At 64.9% G+C, this 23,581-nt stretch carries 23 protein-coding genes and 1 tRNA gene; 12 read left to right on the top strand and 12 right to left on the bottom strand.

The genetic code is table 11. The features are described from left to right. Positions 1–2 precede the first annotated feature (2 nt). From K8M09_RS15795 to ubiG, 7 genes are all read left to right on the top strand, one after another. Positions 3–569, top strand: coding sequence for a F0F1 ATP synthase subunit delta (locus tag K8M09_RS15795; protein ID WP_160787089.1), 567 nt, complete (start codon positions 3–5; stop codon positions 567–569). Continuing rightward, on the top strand, positions 569–2,098 hold the full coding sequence (gene atpA, locus K8M09_RS15790; RefSeq protein WP_160787088.1) for a F0F1 ATP synthase subunit alpha: 1,530 nt from the start codon (positions 569–571) through the stop codon (positions 2,096–2,098). The genes K8M09_RS15795 and atpA overlap by 1 nt, the downstream gene beginning before the upstream one ends. A 101-nt stretch (positions 2,099–2,199) precedes the next feature. Next, positions 2,200–3,069 carry a F0F1 ATP synthase subunit gamma gene (locus K8M09_RS15785; RefSeq protein WP_160787087.1) on the top strand — a complete coding sequence of 290 codons (870 nt, stop codon included), beginning with the start codon at positions 2,200–2,202 and terminating at the stop codon, positions 3,067–3,069. 26 nt (positions 3,070–3,095) lie between these two features. Beyond that, complete coding sequence (gene atpD / locus K8M09_RS15780; RefSeq protein ID WP_160787086.1) at positions 3,096–4,610, top strand: F0F1 ATP synthase subunit beta; 1,515 nt, start codon at positions 3,096–3,098, stop codon at positions 4,608–4,610. Positions 4,611–4,674: 64 nt separating this feature from the next. Continuing rightward, on the top strand, positions 4,675–5,082 hold the full coding sequence (locus tag K8M09_RS15775) for a F0F1 ATP synthase subunit epsilon (RefSeq protein ID WP_160787085.1): 408 nt from the start codon (positions 4,675–4,677) through the stop codon (positions 5,080–5,082). Positions 5,083–5,296: 214 nt separating this feature from the next. Continuing rightward, positions 5,297–6,724 (top strand): mannose-1-phosphate guanylyltransferase/mannose-6-phosphate isomerase, encoded by a 1,428-nt coding sequence (locus tag K8M09_RS15770; protein WP_160787084.1) that lies wholly within the window; start codon positions 5,297–5,299, stop codon positions 6,722–6,724. 132 nt (positions 6,725–6,856) lie between these two features. After that, positions 6,857–7,606: a bifunctional 2-polyprenyl-6-hydroxyphenol methylase/3-demethylubiquinol 3-O-methyltransferase UbiG gene (gene ubiG / locus K8M09_RS15765; RefSeq protein ID WP_160787981.1), complete on the top strand. Its 750-nt coding sequence runs from the start codon at positions 6,857–6,859 to the stop codon at positions 7,604–7,606. Here the strand turns inward: ubiG and K8M09_RS15760 are convergent, their stop codons facing one another. Genes K8M09_RS15760 through K8M09_RS15745 form a run of 4 tightly spaced genes read right to left on the bottom strand, consistent with a single transcriptional unit; the run spans position 7,607 to position 9,984 of the window. Further along, positions 7,607–8,035 carry a DUF1178 family protein gene (locus K8M09_RS15760; protein WP_160787980.1) on the bottom strand — a complete coding sequence of 143 codons (429 nt, stop codon included), beginning with the start codon at positions 8,033–8,035 and terminating at the stop codon, positions 7,607–7,609. Then, a complete protein-coding gene (locus tag K8M09_RS15755) occupies positions 8,032–8,892 on the bottom strand; it encodes a carbon-nitrogen hydrolase family protein (protein ID WP_160787979.1) in 861 nt (286 codons plus the stop codon). Before K8M09_RS15755 ends, K8M09_RS15760 begins: the two co-directional genes overlap by 4 nt. A gap of 10 nt (positions 8,893–8,902) precedes the next feature. Then, a complete protein-coding gene (grxC, locus tag K8M09_RS15750; protein ID WP_160787978.1) occupies positions 8,903–9,157 on the bottom strand; it encodes a glutaredoxin 3 in 255 nt (84 codons plus the stop codon). Positions 9,158–9,192: 35 nt separating this feature from the next. Further along, positions 9,193–9,984, bottom strand: a complete 792-nt coding sequence (locus K8M09_RS15745; RefSeq protein WP_160787977.1) for a ComF family protein — start codon at positions 9,982–9,984, stop codon at positions 9,193–9,195. A gap of 62 nt (positions 9,985–10,046) precedes the next feature. Between K8M09_RS15745 and K8M09_RS15740 the strand changes: the two genes are divergently transcribed. Next, positions 10,047–10,919, top strand: a complete 873-nt coding sequence (locus K8M09_RS15740; RefSeq protein WP_160787976.1) for a methyltransferase domain-containing protein — start codon at positions 10,047–10,049, stop codon at positions 10,917–10,919. On the opposite strand, the gene K8M09_RS15735 is transcribed toward K8M09_RS15740, so the two are convergent. The 6 genes from K8M09_RS15735 to K8M09_RS15710 form a co-directional block, all read right to left on the bottom strand. Then, positions 10,920–11,093: a Flp family type IVb pilin gene (locus tag K8M09_RS15735; protein ID WP_206366712.1), complete on the bottom strand. Its 174-nt coding sequence runs from the start codon at positions 11,091–11,093 to the stop codon at positions 10,920–10,922. Between the two features lie 23 nt (positions 11,094–11,116). Continuing rightward, on the bottom strand, positions 11,117–11,437 hold the full coding sequence (locus K8M09_RS15730; RefSeq protein WP_160787975.1) for a hypothetical protein: 321 nt from the start codon (positions 11,435–11,437) through the stop codon (positions 11,117–11,119). 113 nt (positions 11,438–11,550) lie between these two features. Next, entirely contained in the window at positions 11,551–11,973 is a 423-nt protein-coding gene (gene mutT, locus K8M09_RS15725) for an 8-oxo-dGTP diphosphatase MutT (RefSeq protein WP_160787974.1), read from the bottom strand. Further along, positions 11,970–12,728: a GNAT family N-acetyltransferase gene (locus K8M09_RS15720; protein ID WP_160787973.1), complete on the bottom strand. Its 759-nt coding sequence runs from the start codon at positions 12,726–12,728 to the stop codon at positions 11,970–11,972. Before K8M09_RS15720 ends, mutT begins: the two co-directional genes overlap by 4 nt. A gap of 42 nt (positions 12,729–12,770) precedes the next feature. Beyond that, positions 12,771–14,009: a bifunctional glutamate N-acetyltransferase/amino-acid acetyltransferase ArgJ gene (gene argJ / locus K8M09_RS15715; RefSeq protein WP_160787972.1), complete on the bottom strand. Its 1,239-nt coding sequence runs from the start codon at positions 14,007–14,009 to the stop codon at positions 12,771–12,773. 55 nt (positions 14,010–14,064) lie between these two features. Then, entirely contained in the window at positions 14,065–14,964 is a 900-nt protein-coding gene (locus tag K8M09_RS15710; RefSeq protein ID WP_160787971.1) for a peptidylprolyl isomerase, read from the bottom strand. Positions 14,965–15,201: 237 nt separating this feature from the next. On the opposite strand from K8M09_RS15710, the gene secA reads away from it, so the two are divergent. From secA to K8M09_RS15695, 3 genes are all read left to right on the top strand, one after another. After that, a complete protein-coding gene (gene secA, locus K8M09_RS15705) occupies positions 15,202–17,916 on the top strand; it encodes a preprotein translocase subunit SecA (protein ID WP_160787970.1) in 2,715 nt (904 codons plus the stop codon). A gap of 143 nt (positions 17,917–18,059) precedes the next feature. Then, complete coding sequence (locus K8M09_RS15700; protein ID WP_160787969.1) at positions 18,060–19,475, top strand: lipopolysaccharide biosynthesis protein; 1,416 nt, start codon at positions 18,060–18,062, stop codon at positions 19,473–19,475. Beyond that, the gene (locus K8M09_RS15695) at positions 19,465–20,736 is read left to right on the top strand and encodes a GNAT family N-acetyltransferase (protein ID WP_160787968.1); all 1,272 of its coding nucleotides are present in this window, start codon (positions 19,465–19,467) and stop codon (positions 20,734–20,736) included. Before K8M09_RS15700 ends, K8M09_RS15695 begins: the two co-directional genes overlap by 11 nt. 166 nt (positions 20,737–20,902) lie before the next feature. On the opposite strand, the gene K8M09_RS15690 is transcribed toward K8M09_RS15695, so the two are convergent. Together K8M09_RS15690 and K8M09_RS15685 are read right to left on the bottom strand one after the other, a co-directional pair. Beyond that, the gene (locus tag K8M09_RS15690) at positions 20,903–22,546 is read right to left on the bottom strand and encodes an AMP-binding protein (protein WP_160787967.1); all 1,644 of its coding nucleotides are present in this window, start codon (positions 22,544–22,546) and stop codon (positions 20,903–20,905) included. 69 nt (positions 22,547–22,615) lie between these two features. Further along, positions 22,616–22,879 carry a BON domain-containing protein gene (locus tag K8M09_RS15685; RefSeq protein ID WP_160787966.1) on the bottom strand — a complete coding sequence of 88 codons (264 nt, stop codon included), beginning with the start codon at positions 22,877–22,879 and terminating at the stop codon, positions 22,616–22,618. Positions 22,880–23,263: 384 nt separating this feature from the next. On the opposite strand from K8M09_RS15685, the gene K8M09_RS15680 reads away from it, so the two are divergent. Beyond that, positions 23,264–23,338: transfer RNA gene (locus K8M09_RS15680), tRNA-Gln, on the top strand. Positions 23,339–23,581 lie beyond the last annotated feature (243 nt).

The following is a 23,581-nucleotide window of genomic DNA, read 5'->3' as shown; positions in this document are numbered from 1 at the left end:
TTGTGCCCGTGGCAGACACATCCCAGCTTGTTTCCGGTGTTGCAGAAAGATACGCGTCTTCGCTTTTCGACCTCGCTCAGGAAGCCGGTTCGGCTGACAGTGTCGGTGCCGATCTTGCCCGTTTCCAGGCTCTGATCAACGAAAGCGACGACCTGAAGCGGCTGATCGCCAGCCCTGTCTTCTCCGCCGAAGATCAGACCAAGGCCATTGCCGCCGTCGCCGCCAAGGCCGGCATCACGGGCCTCGTGGCAAACTTCCTCAAGGTGGTTGCGTCGAATCGTCGCCTCTTCGCCGTTCCCGGCATGATCCAGGCATACCGCGTCATCGCGGCCCGCGCCCGCGGCGAAATCACGGCCGATGTCACCTCGGCCCATGCGCTGACCGCAGCGCAGGAAAACGAATTGAAGGCGGCGCTGAAAGGCGTCACCGGCAAAGACGTGGCGGTTGCCGTCACCGTGGATCCGTCCATTCTCGGTGGTCTGATCGTCAAGGTGGGATCGCGCCAGATCGACACGTCCCTTCGCACCAAACTCTCTACTCTTAAGCTTGCACTGAAAGAGGTCGGCTGATGGATATCCGCGCCGCGGAAATTTCCGCAATTCTCAAAGATCAGATCAAAAACTTCGGCAAAGAGGCGGAAGTCTCGGAAGTCGGTCAGGTGCTTTCCGTCGGTGACGGTATCGCCCGCGTTTACGGCCTCGACAATGTCCAGGCCGGTGAAATGGTGGAGTTCCCCGGCGGCATCCGCGGCATGGCGCTGAACCTGGAAAGCGACAACGTCGGTGTCGTTATCTTCGGTTCGGACCGTGACATCAAGGAAGGCGACACCGTCAAGCGTACGGGCGCCATCGTTGACGTTCCGGTCGGTCCGGAACTGCTCGGCCGCGTCGTCGACGCGCTCGGCAACCCGATCGACGGCAAGGGCCCGATCAATGCCAAGCAGCGCGCCCGCGTTGACGTCAAGGCTCCGGGCATCATCCCGCGCAAGTCGGTTCATGAGCCGATGTCGACCGGCCTCAAGGCCATCGACGCCCTCATCCCGGTCGGTCGCGGTCAGCGCGAGCTCGTCATCGGCGACCGCCAGACCGGCAAGACCGCCATCATTCTGGACACGATCCTGAACCAGAAGGCCATCCACGACAACGGCCCGGACGGCGACAAGCTGTACTGCGTCTACGTCGCTATCGGCCAGAAGCGTTCGACCGTCGCCCAGTTCGTGAAGGTTCTCGAAGAGCGCGGCGCTCTCCAGTACTCGATCATCGTTGCCGCAACGGCTTCCGACCCGGCGCCGATGCAGTATCTCGCACCGTTCGCCGGCTGCGCGATGGGCGAATACTTCCGTGACAACGGCAAGCACGCCCTCATCGGCTACGACGACCTTTCCAAGCAGGCCGTTTCCTACCGCCAGATGTCGCTGCTGTTGCGCCGCCCGCCGGGCCGCGAAGCTTACCCGGGCGACGTCTTCTACCTGCATTCGCGTCTCCTCGAGCGCGCTGCAAAGCTCAACGACGACATGGGCGCTGGCTCGCTGACGGCTCTGCCGGTCATCGAAACCCAGGGTAACGACGTTTCGGCGTTCATCCCGACCAACGTGATCTCGATCACCGACGGCCAGATCTTCCTTGAAACGGACCTGTTCTACCAGGGTATCCGCCCGGCCGTTAACGTCGGTCTGTCGGTTTCCCGCGTCGGCTCGTCCGCGCAGATCAAGGCGATGAAGCAGGTCGCAGGCTCGATCAAGGGTGAACTCGCCCAGTATCGCGAAATGGCAGCCTTCGCCCAGTTCGGCTCGGACCTCGACGCCGCAACGCAGCGCCTGCTGAACCGCGGTGCCCGCCTGACCGAACTCCTGAAGCAGCCGCAGTTCTCGCCGCTGAAGACGGAAGAGCAGGTCGCGGTGATCTTCGCCGGCGTCAACGGCTACCTCGACAAGCTTCCGGTCGCTCAGGTCGGCAAGTTCGAACAGGGCCTGCTTGGCTACCTGCGCTCGGAAGGCAAGTCGATCCTCGACGCGATCCGCACCGAAAAGGCGATCAGCGACGACACGAAGGGCAAGCTCAAGGCTGCTCTCGACGCCTTCGCCAAGACCTTCGGCTGAGCTGACGGTTCCAGCCCTGCGCGCCGACAGGCGCGCGGGCGCTCCCGAACTTTGGATTTGACGCATGATCCTTCCGGATCGTGTTACAGGACGGAAAACGGATGCCTTCACTTAAGGATCTGAAAAACCGGATCGCCTCCGTCAAGGCGACGCAGAAGATCACCAAGGCGATGAAAATGGTCGCCGCGGCGAAGCTTCGACGCGCCCAGGAAGCGGCCGAGGCCGCCCGGCCCTATTCGCAGCGCATGAGCGCCGTTCTCGCGAACATCGGCCAGGACGACAGCGCGCCGCGTCTGATGACCGGCACGGGCAAGGACGATGTCCACCTGCTCGTCGTCTGCACGGCCGAACGCGGCCTGTGCGGCGGCTTCAACTCGCAGATCGCGCGTCTGGCGCGTGACCATACCCGCAAGCTTCTGGCAAGCGGCAAGACGGTCAAGATCATCTGCGTGGGCAAGAAGGGCTTCGATATCCTGCGCCGCGAATTCGCTTCGCTGATCGTCGACCGCGTCGACCTGCGCGAAGTCAAGCGCATCGGCTTCACCAATGCAGACGAGATCGGCCGCAAGGTCATCGGTCTCTTCGAGCAGGGTGAATTCGACGTCTGCACGCTGTTCTATTCCGAGTTCAAGTCGGTCATCGCGCAGATCCCGACCGCGCTCCAGCTCGTTCCGGCTTCCGCTCCCGCGGCCGCTGCCGAAACGACCGGTGCAACGGCGATCTACGACTACGAGCCGGACGCCAGCGCGATCCTCGGCGATCTCATTCCGCGCAACATTTCCGTGCAGATCTTCCGGGCCCTGCTCGAGAACGTCGCCGGCGAAATGGGCGCCAAGATGAGCGCCATGGACAACGCGACCCGCAATGCCGGTGAGATGATCAACAAGCTGACGCTCAACTATAACCGTCAGCGCCAGGCTCAGATCACCAAGGAACTCATCGAAATCATCTCGGGCGCTGAAGCGCTCTAAGGACCAGGACAAAGAGGGTAAGATACATGGCTAAGGCAGCTACCCCGAAAGAAACCGCAGTCGAAAAGAAGCCGGCTGCTGCGCGCAAGACGGCAACGAAGGCTGCCGATCCGGTAGCTTCCGCTGCTGCGACCGGCCGCGTCACCCAGGTTATCGGCGCCGTCGTCGACGTCGCCTTTGACGGCGCCCTGCCGCTCATCCTGAACGCGCTGGAAACCGACAACAACGGCAACCGCCTCGTTCTCGAAGTCGCCCAGCACCTCGGCGAAAACACCGTTCGCACGATCGCCATGGACTCGACCGAAGGTCTCGTCCGCGGTCAGCCGGTCGCCGACACGGGCGCTCCGATCTCGGTTCCGGTCGGCGATGAAACGCTCGGCCGCATCATGAACGTCATCGGCGAGCCGGTCGACGAAGCAGGCCCGCTCGTCACCTCCGCCAAGCGCGCCATCCACCAGGACGCTCCGGCCTATGTCGAGCAGTCCACGGAAGCGCAGATCCTCGTCACCGGCATCAAGGTCGTCGACCTTCTCGCGCCTTACGCAAAGGGCGGCAAGATCGGCCTCTTCGGCGGTGCAGGCGTCGGCAAGACCGTTCTCATCATGGAACTGATCAACAACGTCGCCAAGGCGCACGGTGGTTACTCGGTGTTCGCAGGCGTGGGTGAACGTACCCGCGAAGGCAACGACCTTTACCACGAAATGATCGAATCGGGCGTGAACAAGCACGGTGGCGGCGAAGGCTCCAAGGCTGCTCTCGTTTACGGCCAGATGAACGAACCGCCGGGCGCCCGCGCTCGCGTCGCCCTGACGGGTCTGACGATCGCTGAAGACTTCCGCGACAAGGGCCAGGACGTTCTGTTCTTCGTCGATAACATCTTCCGCTTCACGCAGGCCGGTTCCGAAGTGTCGGCTCTGCTCGGCCGTATCCCGTCGGCCGTGGGCTATCAGCCGACGCTCGCCACGGACATGGGCCAGATGCAGGAACGCATCACGACCACGACCAAGGGCTCGATCACCTCGGTTCAGGCCATCTACGTTCCCGCCGACGACTTGACCGACCCCGCGCCGGCCACCTCGTTCGCCCACCTCGACGCCACGACCGTTCTGTCGCGCTCGATCGCCGAAAAGGGTATCTACCCGGCCGTTGACCCGCTCGACTCCACGTCGCGCATGCTCGACCCGATGGTTGTCGGCGAAGAGCACTACGAAGTCGCCCGTAAAGTCCAGACGACCCTGCAGCGCTACAAGGCTCTCCAGGACATCATCGCGATCCTGGGCATGGACGAACTGTCGGAAGACGACAAGCTGGCCGTTGCCCGCGCCCGCAAGATCGAGCGCTTCCTGTCCCAGCCGTTCTTCGTGGCTGAAGTCTTCACCGGTTCGCCGGGCAAGCTCGTCGCTCTCGAAGACACGATCAAGGGCTTCAAGGGCCTCGTCAACGGCGAGTACGACCACCTTCCGGAAGCCGCCTTCTACATGGTCGGTTCCATGGAAGAAGCCATCGAGAAGGCCAAGAAGCTGGCTGCCGAAGCCGCTTGATGAAATCGGGGCGCCCGTCAGGGCGCCCTTTCCTGACCGGATTAGTCAAAAGAAGTGAATGGTCATGGCCGACAGTTTCAACTTTGAACTCGTTTCCCCCGAGCGCCTGCTGGTTTCCGGTAGCGTCAGCGAAGTCGTCATCCCGGCGACCGAGGGTGAGATGACCGTCATGGCCAACCATGCGCCGACCATGACGACGATCAAGCCGGGCATTGTCACCGTGAAGACGGCCGACGGCAAGAAGGACCGCTATGTGGTCTTCGGCGGCTTTGCCGACATCATCCCGACCGGCTGCACGCTGCTGGCCGAATCGGCCGTCCATGTCGACGAATTCAACAGCGACGACATCACGCGCCGCATCGATGTTGCCCGCAAGGAACTCGAGCATGTGAAGTCCGACGACCAGAAGTTCGGCATCGAGACCTATCTCGCCGAACTGACGACGCTGCAGGGCATCGTCATGCCGGTCTGATGGCAGGCATCATCGCGTAGACATCGAACCCGCCTCCGGCGGGTTTTTTGTTGCCCTGCATGCGCTGACAAGGTCCTCTTTACCTTACCGAAGGGAAAGCCGCTTCTTTCGTCGGCAACTTGCAGGCGATTTCCTCTTTCTTTACGGCCCTGCGCAAGATTGCGGTCAAACGCCCATCGCCATGAAGGCGAGGTCCAGCATCAGGATGGAATGAATGAGCACCAAGATCGTACCCGTCATCATGGCCGGCGGTAAGGGCACGCGCCTCTGGCCGCTGTCGCGCGCTTCCGCCCCCAAGCAGTTCCTCGAGTTCCTCGGCGAGACGACGCTCTTCCAGAAGACGCTGTCGCGCGTTTCCGACGCGGCGCTGTACGAGCCGCCCGTCATCGTCACCAATGCCGATTTCCGCTTCCTCGTCGCCGAGCAGGCGCGGGCGGCCGGCGTGCCGCTCACCTCGATCCTGCTGGAGCCGGTCGCGCGTAACACCGCACCCGCCCTTGCCGCCGCTGCCGCCGTGATCGCGGCCAAGCACGGCGAGGAGGCGATCATGCAGGTGCTGGCCTCCGACCACGAGATCGACGCCAATGCCGTCTATTTCGACTGCATCGCCAAGGCTGCCGCTGCCGCCCGCGCCGGCCGCCTCGTCACCTTCGGCATCACGCCCAGCGAGCCGGCCACGGGCTACGGCTATATCGAAACCGGCGAGGACCTCGGCAACGGCGCCCATGCCGTGCGCCGCTTCGTCGAGAAGCCGGATGCAGACCGTGCGACGGCCATGCTTGCGGCCGGCGGCTATCTCTGGAATTCCGGCATGTTCATGCTGCCGGTCGGCCTTTTCCTGCGCGAGCTTCAGCAATATGCGCCGGAGGTGCTGGCCGCGGCGAGCGAAGCGGTTTCCAAGGCGCATCACGACCTCGATTTCGAACGCCTCGACGAGACGGCCTTTGCCCGCGCGCCGGATATCTCCGTCGACTATGCGATCTTCGAGAAGACGCCGATCGCCGCCGTCGTGCTCTCGCCGATTTCCTGGTCGGACCTCGGTAGCTGGGATTCGGTCTGGAAAACGGGCCGGCAGGACGAGGCCGGCAACGTCGCCGACGGCAGCACGACGGTGCTCGACACGCGTAACTCGCTGGTCATCTCGCGCGATATCCATGTCGCCGTGCAGGGGCTGGAGAATATTGCGGTCATCGCCAGCGAGGATGCGGTCTATGTCGGGCGGCTGGAGGACAGCCAGAATGTCGGCAAGCTGGTGAAGCATCTTGCGGGCCTGCCGAAGACGGCGAAGCTGACCGAGACGCATCCGACGTCCTATCGCCCCTGGGGCGGTTATACCTCGGTGCTGAACGGCGAGCGCTTCCAGGTCAAGCGGCTGTTCGTGACGCCCGGCAAGCGGCTGTCGCTGCAAAAGCACCACCACCGTTCGGAGCACTGGATCGTCGTGCGCGGCACGGCGGAGGTGACCATCGGCGACCGCACGATCCCGCTGCGCGAGAACGAATCCGTCTATATTCCGCAGGGCGAGGTTCACCGGCTCTCCAATCCGGGCAAGATCCTGCTCGAGCTGATCGAGGTGCAGACCGGCTCCTATCTCGGCGAAGACGACATCATTCGCATCGAGGACGAGTTCGGCCGCGGCTGACCTCGCCTTTCAAAATTGCGCTGAAACGGGCGGGGCGTGGCGAGAGCCACGCCCCGCTTCACTTCGCCCCCTTGACATCCGGCCCCCGGAGGCCGACTTCACTTCGGCATCCCGACGCGAAGGAGACGAGCCATGAGCGAAGCAGCCCGCACGACGATCGACCAGGCCGAGGTCGACCGCTTTTCGGCGATGGCGGCCGAGTGGTGGGATCCGACGGGAAAATTCCGCCCGCTGCACAAGTTCAACCCCGTTCGTCTCACCTATATCCGCGACCTCGTTTCCGCCCAGTTCGGCCGCGACCCGCAGTCCCATCGCCCGCTGGAGGGCCTGCGCATCCTCGATATCGGCTGCGGCGGGGGGCTTCTGTCCGAGCCGATGGCGCGCATGGGGGCGGAAGTGCTCGGCGCGGACGCCTCTGAAAAGAATATCGGCATCGCGAAAGCCCATGCGGCGGGCAGCGGCGTGCCGGTCGACTACCGCGCCGTGACGGCCGAGGCTCTTGCGGAAGGCGGCGAGACCTTCGACGTCGTGCTCAATATGGAAGTGGTCGAGCATGTCTCCGACGTCGATTTCTTCCTGACCACCTGCGCCTCCATGGTGCGCCCCGGCGGCATGATGTTCGTCGCCACGATCAACCGCACGCTCAAGGCGGCGGCGCTCGCCATTTTCGCGGCCGAGAACGTGCTGCGCTGGCTGCCGCGCGGCACGCATCAATATGAAAAGCTGGTGCGGCCGGAAGAGATCGAAAAGCCGCTCACGGCCTCGGGCCTGACGATGACGGATCGCACGGGCGTCTTCTTCAATCCGCTGCTCAATCAGTGGAACCTGTCGAAGGACATGGACGTGAACTACATGCTGGTGGCGCGGCGCGCCTCCGCGTGATCAGTTCGTATCGTCGGGTAGCACGGGCAGGGCGGCGACCTCGACGCCTTCTTCCAGGAGATCGCGCACTTCTTCCGCCGTCGCCCGGCCGATGAGGCCGCGCTGCTCGGTTTCGCCGTAGTGGATCTTGCGGGCTTCCTCGGGAAAGCGCTCGCCGACATCCTCGGAATTGGCGCGGATGGTCGAGACGATCTCGCGAAGCTTCGTCATCATCTCGCGCTGGCCGGTCTGCACGGCGAGATCCTGCCGCTGCTGCTTCTTGCGCGCGGTGGAGACGGAAGGGGCCATCAGGCGCTTGGCGACATGGGCCGAGCCGCAGGTGGGGCAGGAGACGAGGGCCATCTTCTGCTGGCGGTCGAAATCGTCCGCCGAGCCGAACCAGCCCTCGAAAGCGTGCCCGTTGTCGCAGGTAAGTTCATAGCGGATCAAGCGGCAACGCCTCCCTTGACGGGATGATCGCCCGGGGCTTCGAGCGTGAAGGCGCGTCCGTTGCGCAGGTTCGGGATCTTGTCATGCGCCGCCTTGACGGCGGCGATGTCGATTTCCGCAAGCACGACCGCCTCGCCCGTTCCGCCCGCAGAGGCGAGCACGCGGCCCCAGGGGTCGACGATCATGGAATGGCCGAAGGTCTCGCGGCCGTCCTCATGCACGCCCCCTTGCGCGGCGGCGACGATATAGACGCCGTTCTCGATGGCGCGGGCGCGCAGCAGGATTTCCCAATGGGCTTCGCCCGTCTGGCGGGTGAAGGCGGCGGGCACGGAGATGATCTGCGCGCCCGCCTGAGCTTGCGTCTTGAAGAGTTCCGGGAAGCGCACGTCGTAGCAGATGGCAAAGCCGAGCCGTGCGAAGGGCAGGTCCGCCATGCGCGCCACCGCGCCCGGCGAATAGACCGCGCTTTCGCGCCAGCTCTCGCCATTGTCGAGGTCGACGTCGAACATGTGAATCTTGTCGTAGGCGCAGATGCGTGCACCGTCCGGGCCGAAGAGGAGGCCGCGGTTGGCGACCTTGCCGTCGGCAAGCGCGATGGCCGTGGAGCCGACATGGACATGGATGCCAAGCTCGGCGGCAAGCTGCGCGGCCGCCGCCACCACGAGGTCGTCCTCCTCTTGCCGCAGGATGGCGCGCAGGCCCGTGCGGTCGCGCTGGAGGGCCCCGGTCATTTCCGGTGTCTGGACATAGACCGCGCCCCTAGCGGCCGCCTCGCGCACGAGCCGGCGCATCGTCTCCACGTTGCGGACGGGGTCCGTCCCGGAGCACATCTGGATGGCGGCGATCGTGACGGGCATCGGGGTCTCCTCAGGCGGCCAGAAGCGCGTCGAGTTCGCCGGCGCGGTCCAGCGCATGCAGGTCGTCGCAGCCGCCGACATGGCGGCCATCGATGAAGATCTGCGGGAAGGTGTTGCGGCCGGCGCGCTCGATCATCTCCTGCCGCAGTTCGGGCGCGTGGGTGGCGTCGTGCTCCTGATAGGCGACGCCCTTCGTTTCGAGGAGTTTCTTGGCGGCGCTGCAATAGCCGCAGAACTGACGCGTGTAGATGACGACCGAAGCCATGCGTTTTCGCTCCAAAGCTTGAAAAACCTTATCTTTTATATAGGTCCGGGCAGCGCCCTTGCAAAGGTCAAAACGGTGACGTCCGCAACGCCGGCCCGTTTGAGGATGCGGGTGACGGCGGCAACCGTCGCGCCGGTCGTGTAGACATCGTCGACAAGCACGACGCGGCGGCCGAAAAGAGCCTCGCGACCTGCGGGGGTAATCGTGAAGGCGCCGCGCACATTGTCCTCGCGGGCGCGCGGGCCAAGGCCGATCTGGCGGCGGGTGCGCTTCGTGCGGCGCACGGCGTCGATCAGGACGGGCGTGCCGGAAAGCGCGCCGAGGGCCCGCGCCAGTTCGGCGGCCTGATTGAACTTGCGCCAGAGGAGGCGCAGGCGGTGCAGGGGCACGGGCACCACGACATCGGCCGCCTGAACGCTGCCGTCGCCGGCGCGCAGCATCCAGGCCGCCATCATCGGCGCAAGTTCGGTACGGTCGCGATATTTCAGCGCATGGACCAGACTGCGGGCGAGGTCGTCATAGAGCGCGACGGAGCGCAGCCGGTCGAAGGGCGGCGGGCTGGCTATGGCGTCGGCGCTGAGGATGCCGGGGCCGAGATCGTGCGAGAAAGGCGTGCCGAGCACCTCGCAATAGGGCCGTTCGATGAAGGCGAGCCCGGCCCAGCAAGCCGGGCAAAGGCTTGCCTTGCTGCCGAGAAGCACGCCGCAACCGGCGCAGACGGGTGGGTAGACGGTGTCGAGCGCAAGGCCCGCAAGGCCGCGCAGCCGGCGGGCGAGGGCCTGCCGGAGCGGGACTGCCGGCGCTTCATCGGCCCCGTTTTCGCTCATATGGTTGACAATAGCCGCGGTTCACGGCCAAAGCGACAGGGAATCCGAACTGGACCTTTCCCATGGAAACGCTTTTCGACCACGCCCTGATCGACACGAACCGCCTGCGGGCGCTGCGCGGCGAGCCGGCCGATTTCCTGCTCGACCTGGTGGCGCGCGAGCTTGCCGAACGGCTCGGCGTCATCGAGCGCCGCTTCGAGCACGCGGTCGAGCTGCACGGCCATACCGGCGCGGTGGCGCGCGCCCTTGCCGAAACCGGCAAGGTGGACGCCATCCTGCGCGTGGAGAGCGACGCGCGCTTTGCAGCGCCCGGCGAGGCGGTGATCGTCTCGCCGCTCGAGACCGTGCCGCTGGAGCCGCAATCGGTCAACCTGATCGTCTCGCCGCTCGCCCTGCATCTCACCAACGATACGCCGGGGGTCTTCGTGCAGATCCGCCGTGCGCTGAAGCCGGACGGGCTGTTCATGGCGGCCATTCCCGGCAGCGGCACGCTGCAGGAATTGCGCGAGGTCCTGCTGGCGGCGGAAAGCGAATTGACGGGCGGGGCCAGCCCCCGGGTGATCCCCTTCCCGGATGTGCGCGACGTGGGTGCGCTGCTCCAGCGCGGCGGCTTCGCGCTGCCGGTGACGGACAAGGAGACCTATACGGTCCGCTACGATTCGATCTTCCCGCTGATGAAGGACCTGCGCGCCATGGGCATGGCCAATCCGCTTGCCGGCCGCAGCCGCCGGCCGCTGGCGCGCGCGATCCTGCTCAGGGCGGCGGAGCTTTATGCCGAACGCTTCTGCGATCCGGACGGGCGCATCCGGGCGACCTTTTCGATCATCTATGTATCGGGCTGGGCGCCGCACGAAAGCCAGCAGAAGCCGCTGAAGCCCGGTTCGGCGGCGATGCGGCTTGCCGATGCGCTCAAGCAGACAGGTGGGCAAGAGTGATCAGTCCTCCAGTGTGAGGCTTTCGCTCAACATCTGGAACGTGTTGTCGAGGCTGTCGCCCAGGGCGGAAAGGCCGACGATCAGGCCGACGGCGACGAGGGCGGCCATCAGGCCGTATTCGATGGCCGTCGCGCCCTTGGCGTCGGCGAGGAATGACTTCAGAAATCGCATCATTCCCGCTCTCCCAAGGGTCTCGTTCAGCAGCCGCCGCCCGTTTCACTGCCGTTGACGATGCAGACGGCGCCCGGCATTTCCTGCAGGACGCTGCGGCGCACGGTATAGCGCTTGGTGCCGCTTTCCGCCGGGATCGAACCCGTCGAGATCATGTCGAAGTCGTCCGGCACATTGGCGATCATGCGCTTGTCGGTCTTCGCGGAGAGGACCGGGGTCAGGACCAGCGCCAGGGCGATCACGGCTGTACCGAAAAGGAGGGCAAGATTGAGGGCACCGGTCCGGGTGTCGCCGGCCGGCGTGAAATCCTTCTCCTGAACGGCTTTCCAGAAGTCTTCGTCACGCATCACAGGATCTCGTAAGCATTCATTGCAACGTTAGACCCAATCTTTGAACGAGGGTGCTAAACGTTTGCTTAACGGAGACTGAAAAATTGAGGGTAAATCCCTCGCTATCCCGCTCAGAGAAGGTCCATGAGGAAGGGGATGAGCGGTTCGTCGGCCGGCGGCATGGGGTAGTCGCGCAGCGCCTTCGGGCGCACCCACTTGATCGCCTGCCCCTCGCGGCCCTGTGCGGTGCCCTCGAAGCGCCGGCAGACATAGAGCGGCATCAGCAGGTGGAAGTCGTCATAGGTGTGGCTGGCGAAGGTCAGCGGCGCAAGGCAGGGGATCTTCGTGGTGATGCCGAGTTCCTCGTCCAGCTCGCGGATCAGGGTTTCCTCGGGCGTCTCGCCCGGCTCCACCTTGCCGCCGGGGAATTCCCACAGGCCGGCGAGCTGCTTGCCTTCGGGGCGCTGCGCCAGAAGGATGCGGCCATCGGCATCGACCAGCGCGCAGGCGGCGACGAGAAGGATGCGGCGCTGTTTGGCAACGGTCTCGGTCATGCCGCGTTCGGTCCCCGGTAGCTGTATTCGTAGGCGTCCTTAAAGCCGGCGCGGCTGTAGAGCGCGCGGGCGGCGGCGTTATCCGCCTCGACCTGCACCCAGGCCTTGCGTGCGCCCTTGAGCTTGGCCCAGCGCAGGCTGGCATGCAGGATGGCGGTGCCGAGGCCCTGTCCGCGCCGTTCTTCGGCGACGCCGAGCTGGAGGATGCCGGCAAGGTCGTTGTCCTGCACGGCGATCGTCACGGCGGTCGGGCCGAAGTCGGGTTCCTCGAAGATGAAGAGGCCGGCTTCCGCCTTGATGGCGTTGATGATCTCGGTAAGGCCGGGCTTCAGCGCCGGGTCGTCGCCGGCCACGCGGATGCGCGCATCGACGAAGCGGCCGACATCGCGGCTCGGCAGGTGATCGAGGCCCTCGTCGCGCGGGAGGCTGGCGAGGTCGGCCATCATGACGGCGGTCCGGCCGGCATTCGCCCAGCCGGCCTCGTCCATGAAGGCGATCAGCTCCGGCGGCGCAAGCGGCGTCTGGCGCACGAGCAGCGGCCGGCCGTAATCGGCGAAGCGCTTTGCCGCCTTTTCAAGGCGGATCGCGATGTCGCGGGTATCGGACGGGTCGAGCGGGTTGACCGAGTTCAGCCGGCGCGAGGGGTGGCCCGCGGTCAGCCGGCAGAGCCAGCTTCCGTCATACTGAACCGTGGCCGCCGGCCAGGCACGAAAACCGACGGCCTCGAGCCGCCGGACTTTGGGGAGATCGCTCATCGTCGTCTTCTGTCCGGAAAGGGTCACGGATTCGCCGGTCTTTTAGCTGCGGTAGTCGCCGTTGATCTCGACATATTCCTTGGTGAGGTCGCAGGTCCACACCGTCGCGCGGCCCTTGCCAAGGCCGATCTCGACACGCACCGGAATGTCCTCGCGCTTCATGACGGCGGTGGCGGCGGCCTCGGAATAGGCCGGATCACGCTCGCCGTCGACGGCGACGCGCACGTCGCCGAACCAGATGGCGAGGCGGTCGCGGTCGGCCATCTCGCCGGACTTGCCGACAGCCATGACGATGCGGCCCCAGTTGGCGTCCTCGCCGGCGACGGCGGTCTTGACCAGCGGCGAATTGGCGATGGAAAGCGCGATGCGCTTGGCCGCTTCGTCGTTCTCTGCGCCTTCCACGGTGATCTCCACCATCTTGCGCGCGCCTTCGCCGTCGCGAACGACCTGAAGGGCGAGATCGCGCAGAAGGTCGTTCAGGGCGGCGCGGAAGCCGTCGAGCGTGGCATCGTCGGCCGTCACGGGCTTCTGGCCGTCGGTCGCGGCGGCGCCGGTGGCGAACAGCATCAGCGTGTCGGAGGTCGAGGTGTCGCTGTCGACGGTCACGGAATTGAAGGTCGGGCCGACGCCGGCCGAAAGCAGGGATTGCAGCACGGCGGCGGGAATGTCGGCATCGGTGACGACGAAGGAGAGCATGGTCGCCATGTCGGGCGCGATCATGCCGGCGCCCTTGGCGATGCCGTTGATGGTGACGGTGACGCCGCCAAGCGCGGCGGTGCGCGTGGCGACCTTCGGATAGGTGTCCGTCGTCATGATCGCCTTGGCGGCTTCGAACCAGAAGTCCTCGGTGCCGGAGGCGGCGAGGCTGTCGAGCACGCCGGAGAATTTCGTGGCGTCGAGCGGTTCGCCGATGACGCCGGTGGATGCGAGGAAGACTTCACCCTCGCTGCAGCCGATGGCCTTTGCGGCAGCTTCCGCGGTCATCTTCGTCGATTCGCGGCCCTTGCGGCCGGTAAAGGCATTCGCATTGCCGGAATTGACCACGACGGCGCGCGCGACGCCGCCCGGAAGGTTGGCGCGGCAGAAATCGACCGGGGCGGAGGGGCATTTGGAGCGCGTGAGGACGCCCGCCACCGTCGCGGGGCGGTCGAAGACCATCATCAGCACGTCGGTCCGGTTCTTGTACTTGATCCCGGCGGCGGCGGTCGCCATGCGCACGCCGCGCAGCGGCGGCATGTCGGCATAGGTTTTGGGAGCGAGCGGGGAGATCGAACCGGACATCGTTTGTTTCCTGCGTGAAGAAAGGCCCGGCGGGAAGCGCCGGGCCAAAGTCGTTTTACTGCTGGCCTTCCGCTGCCGGGGCGGCTTCGCCTTCACCTTCGGCGACCGGCTTGTTCACGGCGTCATAGGCGGTCTTCAGCGTGGCGTCCTGGATGTCGATCGGAGCGGCGGCCTTGGCCTTCTCCAGAAGCTCCAGATACTTGTCGCGCATGACAAGCTGGCGAACCTGCGGTTCGACCTGGTCCAGCGCCGGGGGCTGCTGCTTGCGCTTGTCCTCGACCTTGATGACGTGGAAGCCGAACTGCGTCTTCACCGGCTCCTTGGAATAGGCGCCCTTTTCAAGCGCGAAAGCGGCTGCTTCGAACTCCGGAACCATGCGGCCCTTGGAGAAATAGCCGAGGTCGCCGCCTTCCGACTTGTTCGGGTCGGTCGACTTTTCCTTGGCGATTTCAACGAAGTCCTTGCCGGCGTCGAGATCCTTGATGATGGCCTTGGCCTCTTCCTCGGTCTTGACGAGGATGTGGCGGGCGCGGATTTCGTCTTCCGGCGTGATCGCGGCGATTTCCTTCTCGTAGCGCGCCTTCACCTCTTCCGGGGTAACGGCATCGACGACGTGCTTCTTGAAGTAGGCGTTGTGCAACTCGCGGTCCGTGAGGAAGGCGAGGCGCTGCTTGAAGTCGGCGCTGTCCTTCAGGCCTTCCTTGTCGGCGTCGGCCGCGAGCAGCTTGACGTCGATGATGGAGGAGAGGGCGGCGACGCGCTTCTGGTCGTCCGGCAGGTTGGCGAGCTGCGGGTCGAGGCCGGCGATCGCGAGCTTCAGCTCCGATTCGTGGATCTCGACGGCGCCGACCTTGGCGATGACCGGATCGGCCGGAGCATCTTCTGCGCGAACATTGCTGCTGGCTGCGGCGATCGCGATCAGGGCGACTGCCGCGAGCTTGCTGTACTTGAACATTACGAAAAGACCTTTCACATCCTCGCCGGAATCGGGTCGATATCCGGTGCCGGACGGTTCAACACCACCAGAATGTGGCAGTTGTGCAACCGTCAGAGCCGTTGACATCATTCGACCCCCCTCTTATCTGTCACGCAATCCCGCGTCCAGAACAGTTTCCGGGCGTTTCACGGCTTTGCGCGCAATTATCGTGCGGCCCGTCACGCGCCGGGCGCCCATAAAGAAAGGACCATTCTGATGGTCAGCCTCGGCGGCATTGCCCGCAAGTTGTTCGGCTCCTCCAACGATCGCCGCGTCCGTTCCTATAAATCCCGCGTCGATGCGATCAACGCGCTGGAACCCGAGATCAAGGCGCTCTCCGACGAGGCGCTGCGCGCCAAGACCGTCGAATTCCGCGAACAGCTCGCAGCCGGCAAGACGCTGGACGACCTCCTGGTGCCGGCCTTCGCCGTCGCCCGCGAGGCGGCCTTCCGCGTTCTCGGCCTTCGTCCCTTCGACGTCCAGCTCATCGGCGGCATGATCCTTCACGAGAAGTCGATCGCCGAAATGAAGACCGGCGAAGGCAAGACGCTCGTCGCGACGCTGCCCGTCTATCTCAACGCGCTGGCCGGCAAGGGCACGCATGTCGTGACGGTCAACGATTACCTCGCCTCCCGCGACAGCGGCCTGATGGGCAAGATCTACGGCTTTCTCGGCCTTTCGACCGGCGTCATCGTGCATGGCCTCGACGACGACCAGCGCCGCGCGGCCTACGCCTCGGACATCACCTACGCGACGAACAACGAACTCGGCTTTGACTATCTGCGCGACAACATGAAGTACGAGCGCAGCCAGATGGTCCAGCGCGGCCACTTCTTCGCCATCGTCGACGAAGTGGACTCGATCCTCGTCGACGAGGCGCGCACGCCGCTGATCATCTCCGGCCCGCTCGACGACCGCTCGGACCTCTACACCACCATCGACGCCTACATTCCGCTGCTGGACGAGGCCGACTACGAGATCGACGAGAAGCAGCGCTCCGCCAACTTCTCCGAAATCGGCACGGAGAAGCTCGAAAACCTGCTGCGCCAGGCAGGTCTTCTCAAGGGCGAGTCGCTCTACGACGTGGAGAACGTCGCCATCGTTCACCACATCAACAACGCGCTGAAGGCCCACAAGCTCTTCACCCGCGACAAGGACTACATCGTCCGCAACGACGAAATCGTCATCATTGACGAATTCACCGGCCGCATGATGCCGGGTCGCCGTTATTCGGAAGGCCAGCACCAGGCGCTGGAAGCCAAGGAAAAGGTCACGATCCAGCCGGAAAACCAGACGCTGGCCTCGATCACCTTCCAGAACTATTTCCGCATGTATTCCAAGCTCGGCGGCATGACCGGCACGGCCTCGACGGAAGCCGAGGAATTCGGCAACATCTACGGCCTCGAGGTCGTGGAAGTGCCGACCAACCTGCCGATCCAGCGTATCGACGAGGACGATGAGGTCTACCGGACGGCGGAAGAGAAGTACAAGGCGATCATCGAGGAGATCAAGGCGGCGCGCGAGAAGGGCCAGCCGATCCTCGTCGGCACGACGTCCATCGAGAAGTCCGAGCTTCTGGCCGAACTGCTCAAGAAGTCCGGCTTCAAGGACTTCCAGGTGCTGAACGCCCGCTACCACGAGCAGGAAGCCTATATCGTGGCGCAGGCCGGTGTTCCCGGCGCCGTCACCATCGCCACCAACATGGCCGGCCGCGGCACGGACATCCAGCTCGGCGGCAACGTCGAGATGCGGCTTGAGCGCGAGCTTGCCGAGATGGAGCCGGGTGCCGCGCGCGACGCCAAGCGCGACGCCATCATCGCCGAGGTGAAGAAGCTGAAGGAACAGGCGCTCGCCGCTGGCGGCCTCTACGTCCTTGCCACCGAGCGCCACGAAAGCCGCCGTATCGACAACCAGCTTCGCGGCCGCTCCGGCCGTCAGGGCGACCCGGGCCGCTCGAAGTTCTTCCTGTCGCTGCAGGACGACCTGATGCGCATCTTCGGCTCCGAGCGCATGGATTCCATGCTGCAGAAGCTGGGTCTCAAGGAAGGCGAGGCCATCGTCCATCCCTGGATCAACAAGGCGCTGGAACGCGCGCAGAAGAAGGTCGAGGCGCGCAACTTCGATATCCGCAAGAACCTCCTGAAATACGACGACGTTCTCAACGACCAGCGCAAGGTCATCTTCGAGCAGCGCATCGAGCTGATGGACGGCGAGAATCTGTCGGAAATCGTCGGCGACATGCGCCATGAGGTGGTCGAAAACCTCGTGCGCCTGAACATTCCGGAAAACGCCTATGCGGAGCAGTGGGACGTCGCCGGCCTGAAGCATGGCGTTCTCGAACAGCTCAATCTCGACCTGCCGATCGACGCCTGGGCGGCGGAAGAGGGCATCGACGAGAAGGATATCCTGGAGCGCCTGCGGACGGCTGCCGATGCGGCGGCGCAGGATCGCGCGGAACGCTTCGGCCCCGAGATCATGACCTATGTCGAGCGCTCGGTGCTGCTCCAGACGCTGGACCACCTGTGGCGCGAGCATATCGTCAATCTCGATCACCTGCGCTCCGTCATCGGCTTCCGCGGCTATGCCCAGCGCGATCCGCTGCAGGAATACAAGGCCGAGGCCTTCGAACTGTTCCAGGCGCTGCTGGCGAACCTGCGCCAGACCGTGACCGCGCAGCTGATGCGCGTCGAGCTGGTGCGCCAGGCCGCCGATGCGCCCGCGCCGGTGCCGCCGGAAATGGAAGGCCATCACATCGACGGCACGACCGGCGAGGACGATTTCGGCGAAGGCAGCGGCTTCATGGCCGTCGCCGTCGAGGACCGCGACCCGAACGACCCCGCGACCTGGGGCCGCATCGCGCGCAACGAGCCTTGCCCCTGCGGTTCCGGCAAGAAATATAAGCATTGCCACGGCGCCTTCGAGCAGGCGTGACGAGCATCCTGAAATGCCGCCTCCGGGCGGCATTTTCTTTACGGGCGAGGCCCCGCGCGGCAGTCCATCCAACCGTTTGTTAACCCTGATCTGACAAGACTGGCGCTCGTTCAGTCCTGCGTAGCGTTCGGGTTCCTGTGTTCATGGCGGTCATACAGTCGGCGGAGAGGTTGCTGCCCGCGGGCCTGCGCGGCAAGGCGGAACCGTTCCTGCGCGCGCTCGCCAGCGACGATCCGCGCAATCGCGCGCAGCGCATGGCGCTCGTCACCTTCGCCATCCGCGTCGTCAGCGCCGCCATCGCCTTCCTTTCGCAGATCGTTCTCGCCCGCATGATGGGGGAGTTCGAATATGGCGTCTTCGTCTTCGCCTGGGCGCTCGTCGTCATCTGCGGCGACCTGTCCTGCCTCGGCTTCCACACCACCGTCGTGCGCTTCCTGCCGGATTATGCCGGGCGAAACGCCCATGCGGAAATCCGCGGCCTCATTTCCACGGCGCGCGTCTTCGCCATGCTGTCCTCCACGGTGCTGGCGGCGGTCGGCTTCCTCTGCCTCTGGCTTTTCCATGGGGCCTTCTCCGACTACTATGTCATACCGCTGTTCATCGGCCTCTTCTGCATGCCGATGATTGCGCTCGGCGACGTGCTGGACAGCACCGCCCGCGCCCATAGCTGGGCGCTCGTTGCGCTCAGCCCTACCTACATCATCCGCCCGCTGCTGATCCTCGTCTTCATGGTTCTGGCGATGTGGCTGGATGAGCCGCATACGGCGCAGACCGCGATGGTCGCGGCGCTGGCCGCCACCTATCTGACCACCGTCGTGCAGTTCATCAATATCGTGCGACGGCTCGGCACGCGCTATGTTCCGGGGCCTCGAAAGGTCGAAATCTCCCTCTGGATCAAGGCGGCGCTGCCGATCTTCCTCATCGAGGGGTTCAGCTTCCTGCTCACCAATTCGGATGTGCTGGTCGTCGGCATCTTCCTCGATCCGGAAAGCGTCGCGATCTATTTCGCGGCGGCCAAGACCATGGCGCTGGTGCATTTCGTCGTCTTCTCGGTAAAGGCCGCTGCGGCTCCGCGCTTTTCGGCCCTGTTCGCCTCCGGCGACCGGGCGGCGCTGGCGCGCTTTGCCGGCGAGACGGTGCGCTGGAGCTTCTGGCCGTCGCTTGTCGTCGGGCTTGCCGTGTTGGCGCTCGGCCATGTCCTCCTGTCGCTGTTCGGCCCGGCCTTCACGGCCGGTCATGGCCTGATGGCGATCCTCCTCGCCGGCATTCTCGCCAAGGCGCTGGTCGGCCCCGGCGAGGTTCTGCTCACCATGGCCGGCGAGCAGCGGTTCTGCGTCGCCGTCTATGCCGTGGCGCTCGCCGCCAACGTCCTCTTCAACGTCACGCTCATTCCGCTCTTCGGGTTGACGGGCGCCGCCATCGCCACGGCCAGCGCCATGGTCGTGGAGGCGGTGCTCCTGCATATCGCGGTGCGCGGCAAGCTCTCTATCATTCTCTTCGCCTTCGCCAATCCGGTGACGGCAAGCCTTACCAACGGGATGGACCACCATGACCGATAGCCACGGCTTCGACCATGCGCTTGCGGGCGGGCGCGCCCAGGCCGCTATCCCGCCGGCAGCCCCGCTGGCGCAGCCGCCGGCCGACCAGCGCATCGCCACCGGCAAGCCGGGCCGCTCGCTCGCCCTCTATCCGGCGACGGCCGGCTACGAACTGCAGCAGGAGCTGGACTTCCTGTCGAACCGCGTCATGGAGCCGAACGTCTTCTTCACCGGCCGGTTCCTCGCGCCGGCCATGCCGCGGCTCGAGGACCGCACGGTGCGCCTCGCCGTCATCCGCGACGAGGCAGCGGGGCGCAGCCGCCTTCGCTTCCTGATGCCGTTCTCCATCGAAAAGCCGGGCTTTTCCATCGGCTCCAGCATCCTGCGCGTCTGGTCGAACCCCTTCGGCCCGCTCGGCACGCCGCTCGTAGACGCCGAGGATGCCGCCGAGACGCTCGACAACCTGCTGGACGTACTGGGCGGCGGCAGCGCCGGCCTGCCGCCGATCCTCGTCCTGCCCGATCTTCGCCTCGACGGTCCCTTCGCGCAGTTGATCCGCGCCGTCGCGATCGGCCGCAACCTTCCGGTCACGGTCACCGACACCTATCGCCGGCCGATGCTGGAGAGCCTGCTCGACGGCCAGACCTATCTCCAGCACGCCATATCGCCGGAGCATTTCCGCGAGCTGCGCCGCCAGTGGCGAAAGCTCGATCAACTCGGCATGCTCGGCTACAACGTCGCCCGCCAGCCGGCCGATATTCGCCTGCGCATGGAGGAATTCCTGCTGCTGGAGGCCTCCGGCTGGAAGGGCCGGGGCCGCACGGCGATGATCAACGATCGCTATCGCGCCGCCTTCGCCCGCGAGGCGATCACCAATCTGGCCGAGACCGACGGCGTGCGCATCCACACGCTCGATCTCGACGGCCGCGCCATCGCCTCCATGGTCGTCTTCCTGACGGGCGGCGAGGCCTATACGTGGAAGACGGCCTTCGATGAGGAGTTCGCGAAATATTCGCCGGGCAAGCTGCTTTTGGCGGAACTGACGGAATGGCATCTCGACGACGCCAATATCGTCCGGTCGGATTCCTGCGCCGTGCCGGACCATCCGGTGATGAGCCGCTTCTGGGAAGAGCGCGAGGAGATGGGCACGCTGGTCATCGGCCTGCAGCAGAACCGCGACCGCGACGTGCGGCAGGTGGCGACGCAGCTCCATCTCTATCGCAACACCCGCAACGTGGCGCGGCTGCTGCGCGAGAAGATCCGTTCGCTGGCGCGGCGCTAGAGTTTGTCAGGTTCATTCTGAACCTGACAAACTCTAGATTCCCTTGTTTCCGTTTGTCTTATCGGGAAAACCGGGTTCCACTTTTCCCTGACAAACTCTAGCCAAGAGCATTTCCAGCCGGAGCGGGATCGCTTTGGCGTTGGATCATGCGATTGCACAAAATGCCCTATGCCGCGAAGGAGGCTTCTTCCGCCGCCCGCTTGCGCAGCAGGTGGCGGATGACCTTGCCGGAGGTTGTCAGCGGCAGGGAATCGACGAAATCCACCTCGCGCGGATATTCGTGCATGGAAAGCCGGGACTTCACCCAGTCGCGAATGTCGCGCGCCAGCGCCGGCGACGGCGCATGGCCCGGGCGCAGCATCACATAGGCCTTGACGATCTCCGTGCGCACTGGGTCCGGCTTGCCGACGGCGGCGGCGAGCTGCACGGCGGGATGCCCGGCAAGGCAATCCTCGATCTCACTCGGGCCGATCCGGTAGCCTGACGAGGTGATCACGTCGTCGTCGCGGCCGAAGAAGGTGACGTAGCCTTCCTCGTCCATGCGGCCGAGATCGCCCGTCGTCATCCAGTCGCCGATAAATTTCTCCGCCGTCGCCTTCTCGTTCAGCCAGTAACCGAGGAACATGACGGGGTCCGGGCGCTTCACCGCGACCTGCCCCACGGTGCCGCGCGGCAGCTCCCGGCCCTCGGCATCGATGATCGCGACCACATGGCCCGGCACGGCCTTGCCGATCGGCCCCGGCCGGGAGATGCCGAGCTTGCCGATGGAGCCGAGCACGATGTTGCACTCGGTCTGTCCGTAGAATTCGTTGATGGTGATGCCGAGCGTATCGCGCACCCATTCCCAGGTTTCCCGGCCGAGCGATTCGCCGGCCGAGCCGATGGTGCGCAGGTTCAGCCGGTATTTCTCCCGCGGCTTCTCGACCGTCTTCATTAGCCGCAGCGCCGTCGGCGGGATGAAGGCGTTGCGCACATCCATCTCCTGCATGATGCGATAGGCCATGTCGGGGTCGAACTTCTGGCCGGGCGAGGAGACGACGGGCACGCCGAGCAGCAGCGCCGGCAGCAGCACGTTGAGCAGGCCGCCCGCCCAGGCCCAGTCCGATGGCGTCCAGATGCGGTCGCCCGGCTGCGGCAGGAACTCGTGATGCATCTGGAAGCCCGGCACATGGCCGAGCAGCACTCGATGGCCGTGCAGCGCGCCCTTCGGTGGGCCGGTCGTGCCCGAGGTGTAGATCATCATGGCCGGATCGTCCGGCCCGCTGTCCACGGCCTCGAAGGGGCCGGCATGTCGGGACACCAGCTCCTGGAAGTCCTTGGCCTCCACGCCATCCGCCGGCTCGGTGGAGATCACGAGCTCCAGCGTCGGAAGCTCTGCGCGGATCGATGCCAGCCGCGTCAGGCCGAAGCCGTTGGTGACGACGGCCTTTGCCCTGGCGTTCTTCAGGCGGAAGAGCAGGGCGTCCGCACCGAAGAGCAGGGCCAGCGGCAGCGCGATGGCGCCGAGCTTGTAGATCGCGACATGGGCGACGACCGTCTCGAACCCCTGCGGCAGCAGGATCGCAACGCGGTCGCCTTTCGTGACGCCTTCCGCCTTGAGCGCGGCGGCAAAGGCATCCGAGCGGGCGGCAAGCGCGCCATAGGTCATGGAAAGCGGGGGAGCATCGGGCAGGAAATGCTGGAGGCAGACCCGGTCCGGTTCACGTGCCGCCCAGGCGGACGAGACGGCGGTGCCGATATTGAAGCGTTCGGGGATCTGCCAGTGAAAATCCCGGTACAGCGCGTCATAGGTCGGTCTTGCGGCAAGCATCCGGCATCACTCCAGTTTGCTGCACTGCAACTAGCATTCCGGAGAGTAGGGGGCAATGGCGGCTTTTTGCTAGAGCCAGGTGAGCCGGCTGTCGACCTCGCTCACATCCTTGAGCGAAGCGGCCACCGCCACCGCCCGCCCGGCCTCATCGGCAGAGCCGACGCTGCCGGACAGCAGGATACGCGTCCCAACGCAGGTCACGGCGATATCGGACGCATCCACATCGCCCGCCATGGAAAGCGCATCGGCGACCGCCGTTTCCAGCCGGGCGGGATGCGGCCCATCGAAATGCTCGGGCTGCACGCCCTTGAAGGTGCCTTCCTTGAAGACCATGACGCGCTCCTTCCGCTTGGCTTCGCAGGTTTGGCGCGAGCCGTGCGGTTGTTTGCAGCGGCCGGCGCATGCTGTTTCCGGAAGAGAAATCCCCGGCATGGTTGAGACCCAAGAGCGTGCACATCGCTCTCGGGTCCCCCTCGCAACCGCATCCGGGGGTGTTTGCAGTTGCATTCCTGAAATGCGGTGCCGCAAAATTTGTTCCCGCTAAAAAGCGAATTTTTATGAGGGGCGTATCGGTACTATTCTCGCCCCAAAGGGCAGTCTCCAGCATTGGACGCACACGGCCGATCGAAGTGTGTTGCATCCAATATCGACCCTTGCTAGAGCAATCTCGAAGATTCGCTTTGAGGTGCCGAGGCATCGCTGAGCGATCTGGCTCGGTGGGGCGTCGCCAAGCGGTAAGGCACCGGTTTTTGGTACCGGCATTCCCAGGTTCGAATCCTGGCGCCCCAGCCAGCCCTCCCTTCTTCAGGCCAGAGAAACATTTCACGCCGGACACGAATAGCCGCGCCAATGCGGCGAGCGGACATTGTGAAGTGCAGAGAAGCCTATTTTCCAGTTGCCGAAGGACTACGGAGGGACCCCAAAGATCATCTTGCCTATTGTCGACATGGTGCCCGGGGCGAAAGCCTTATCGCGGGAGGATGTTGGTCTCTGTTTCGCGACCGGTTTCGGATGGATGAATTCAGGACACTGTTC

Origin of the sequence: Shinella zoogloeoides, assembly GCF_020883495.1 — a bacterium.
Classification (GTDB): Bacteria; Pseudomonadota; Alphaproteobacteria; order Rhizobiales; family Rhizobiaceae; genus Shinella; species Shinella zoogloeoides.
The sequence above is the reverse complement of the archived record's forward strand: the minus strand, read 5'-3'. Positions and strand labels throughout refer to the sequence as shown.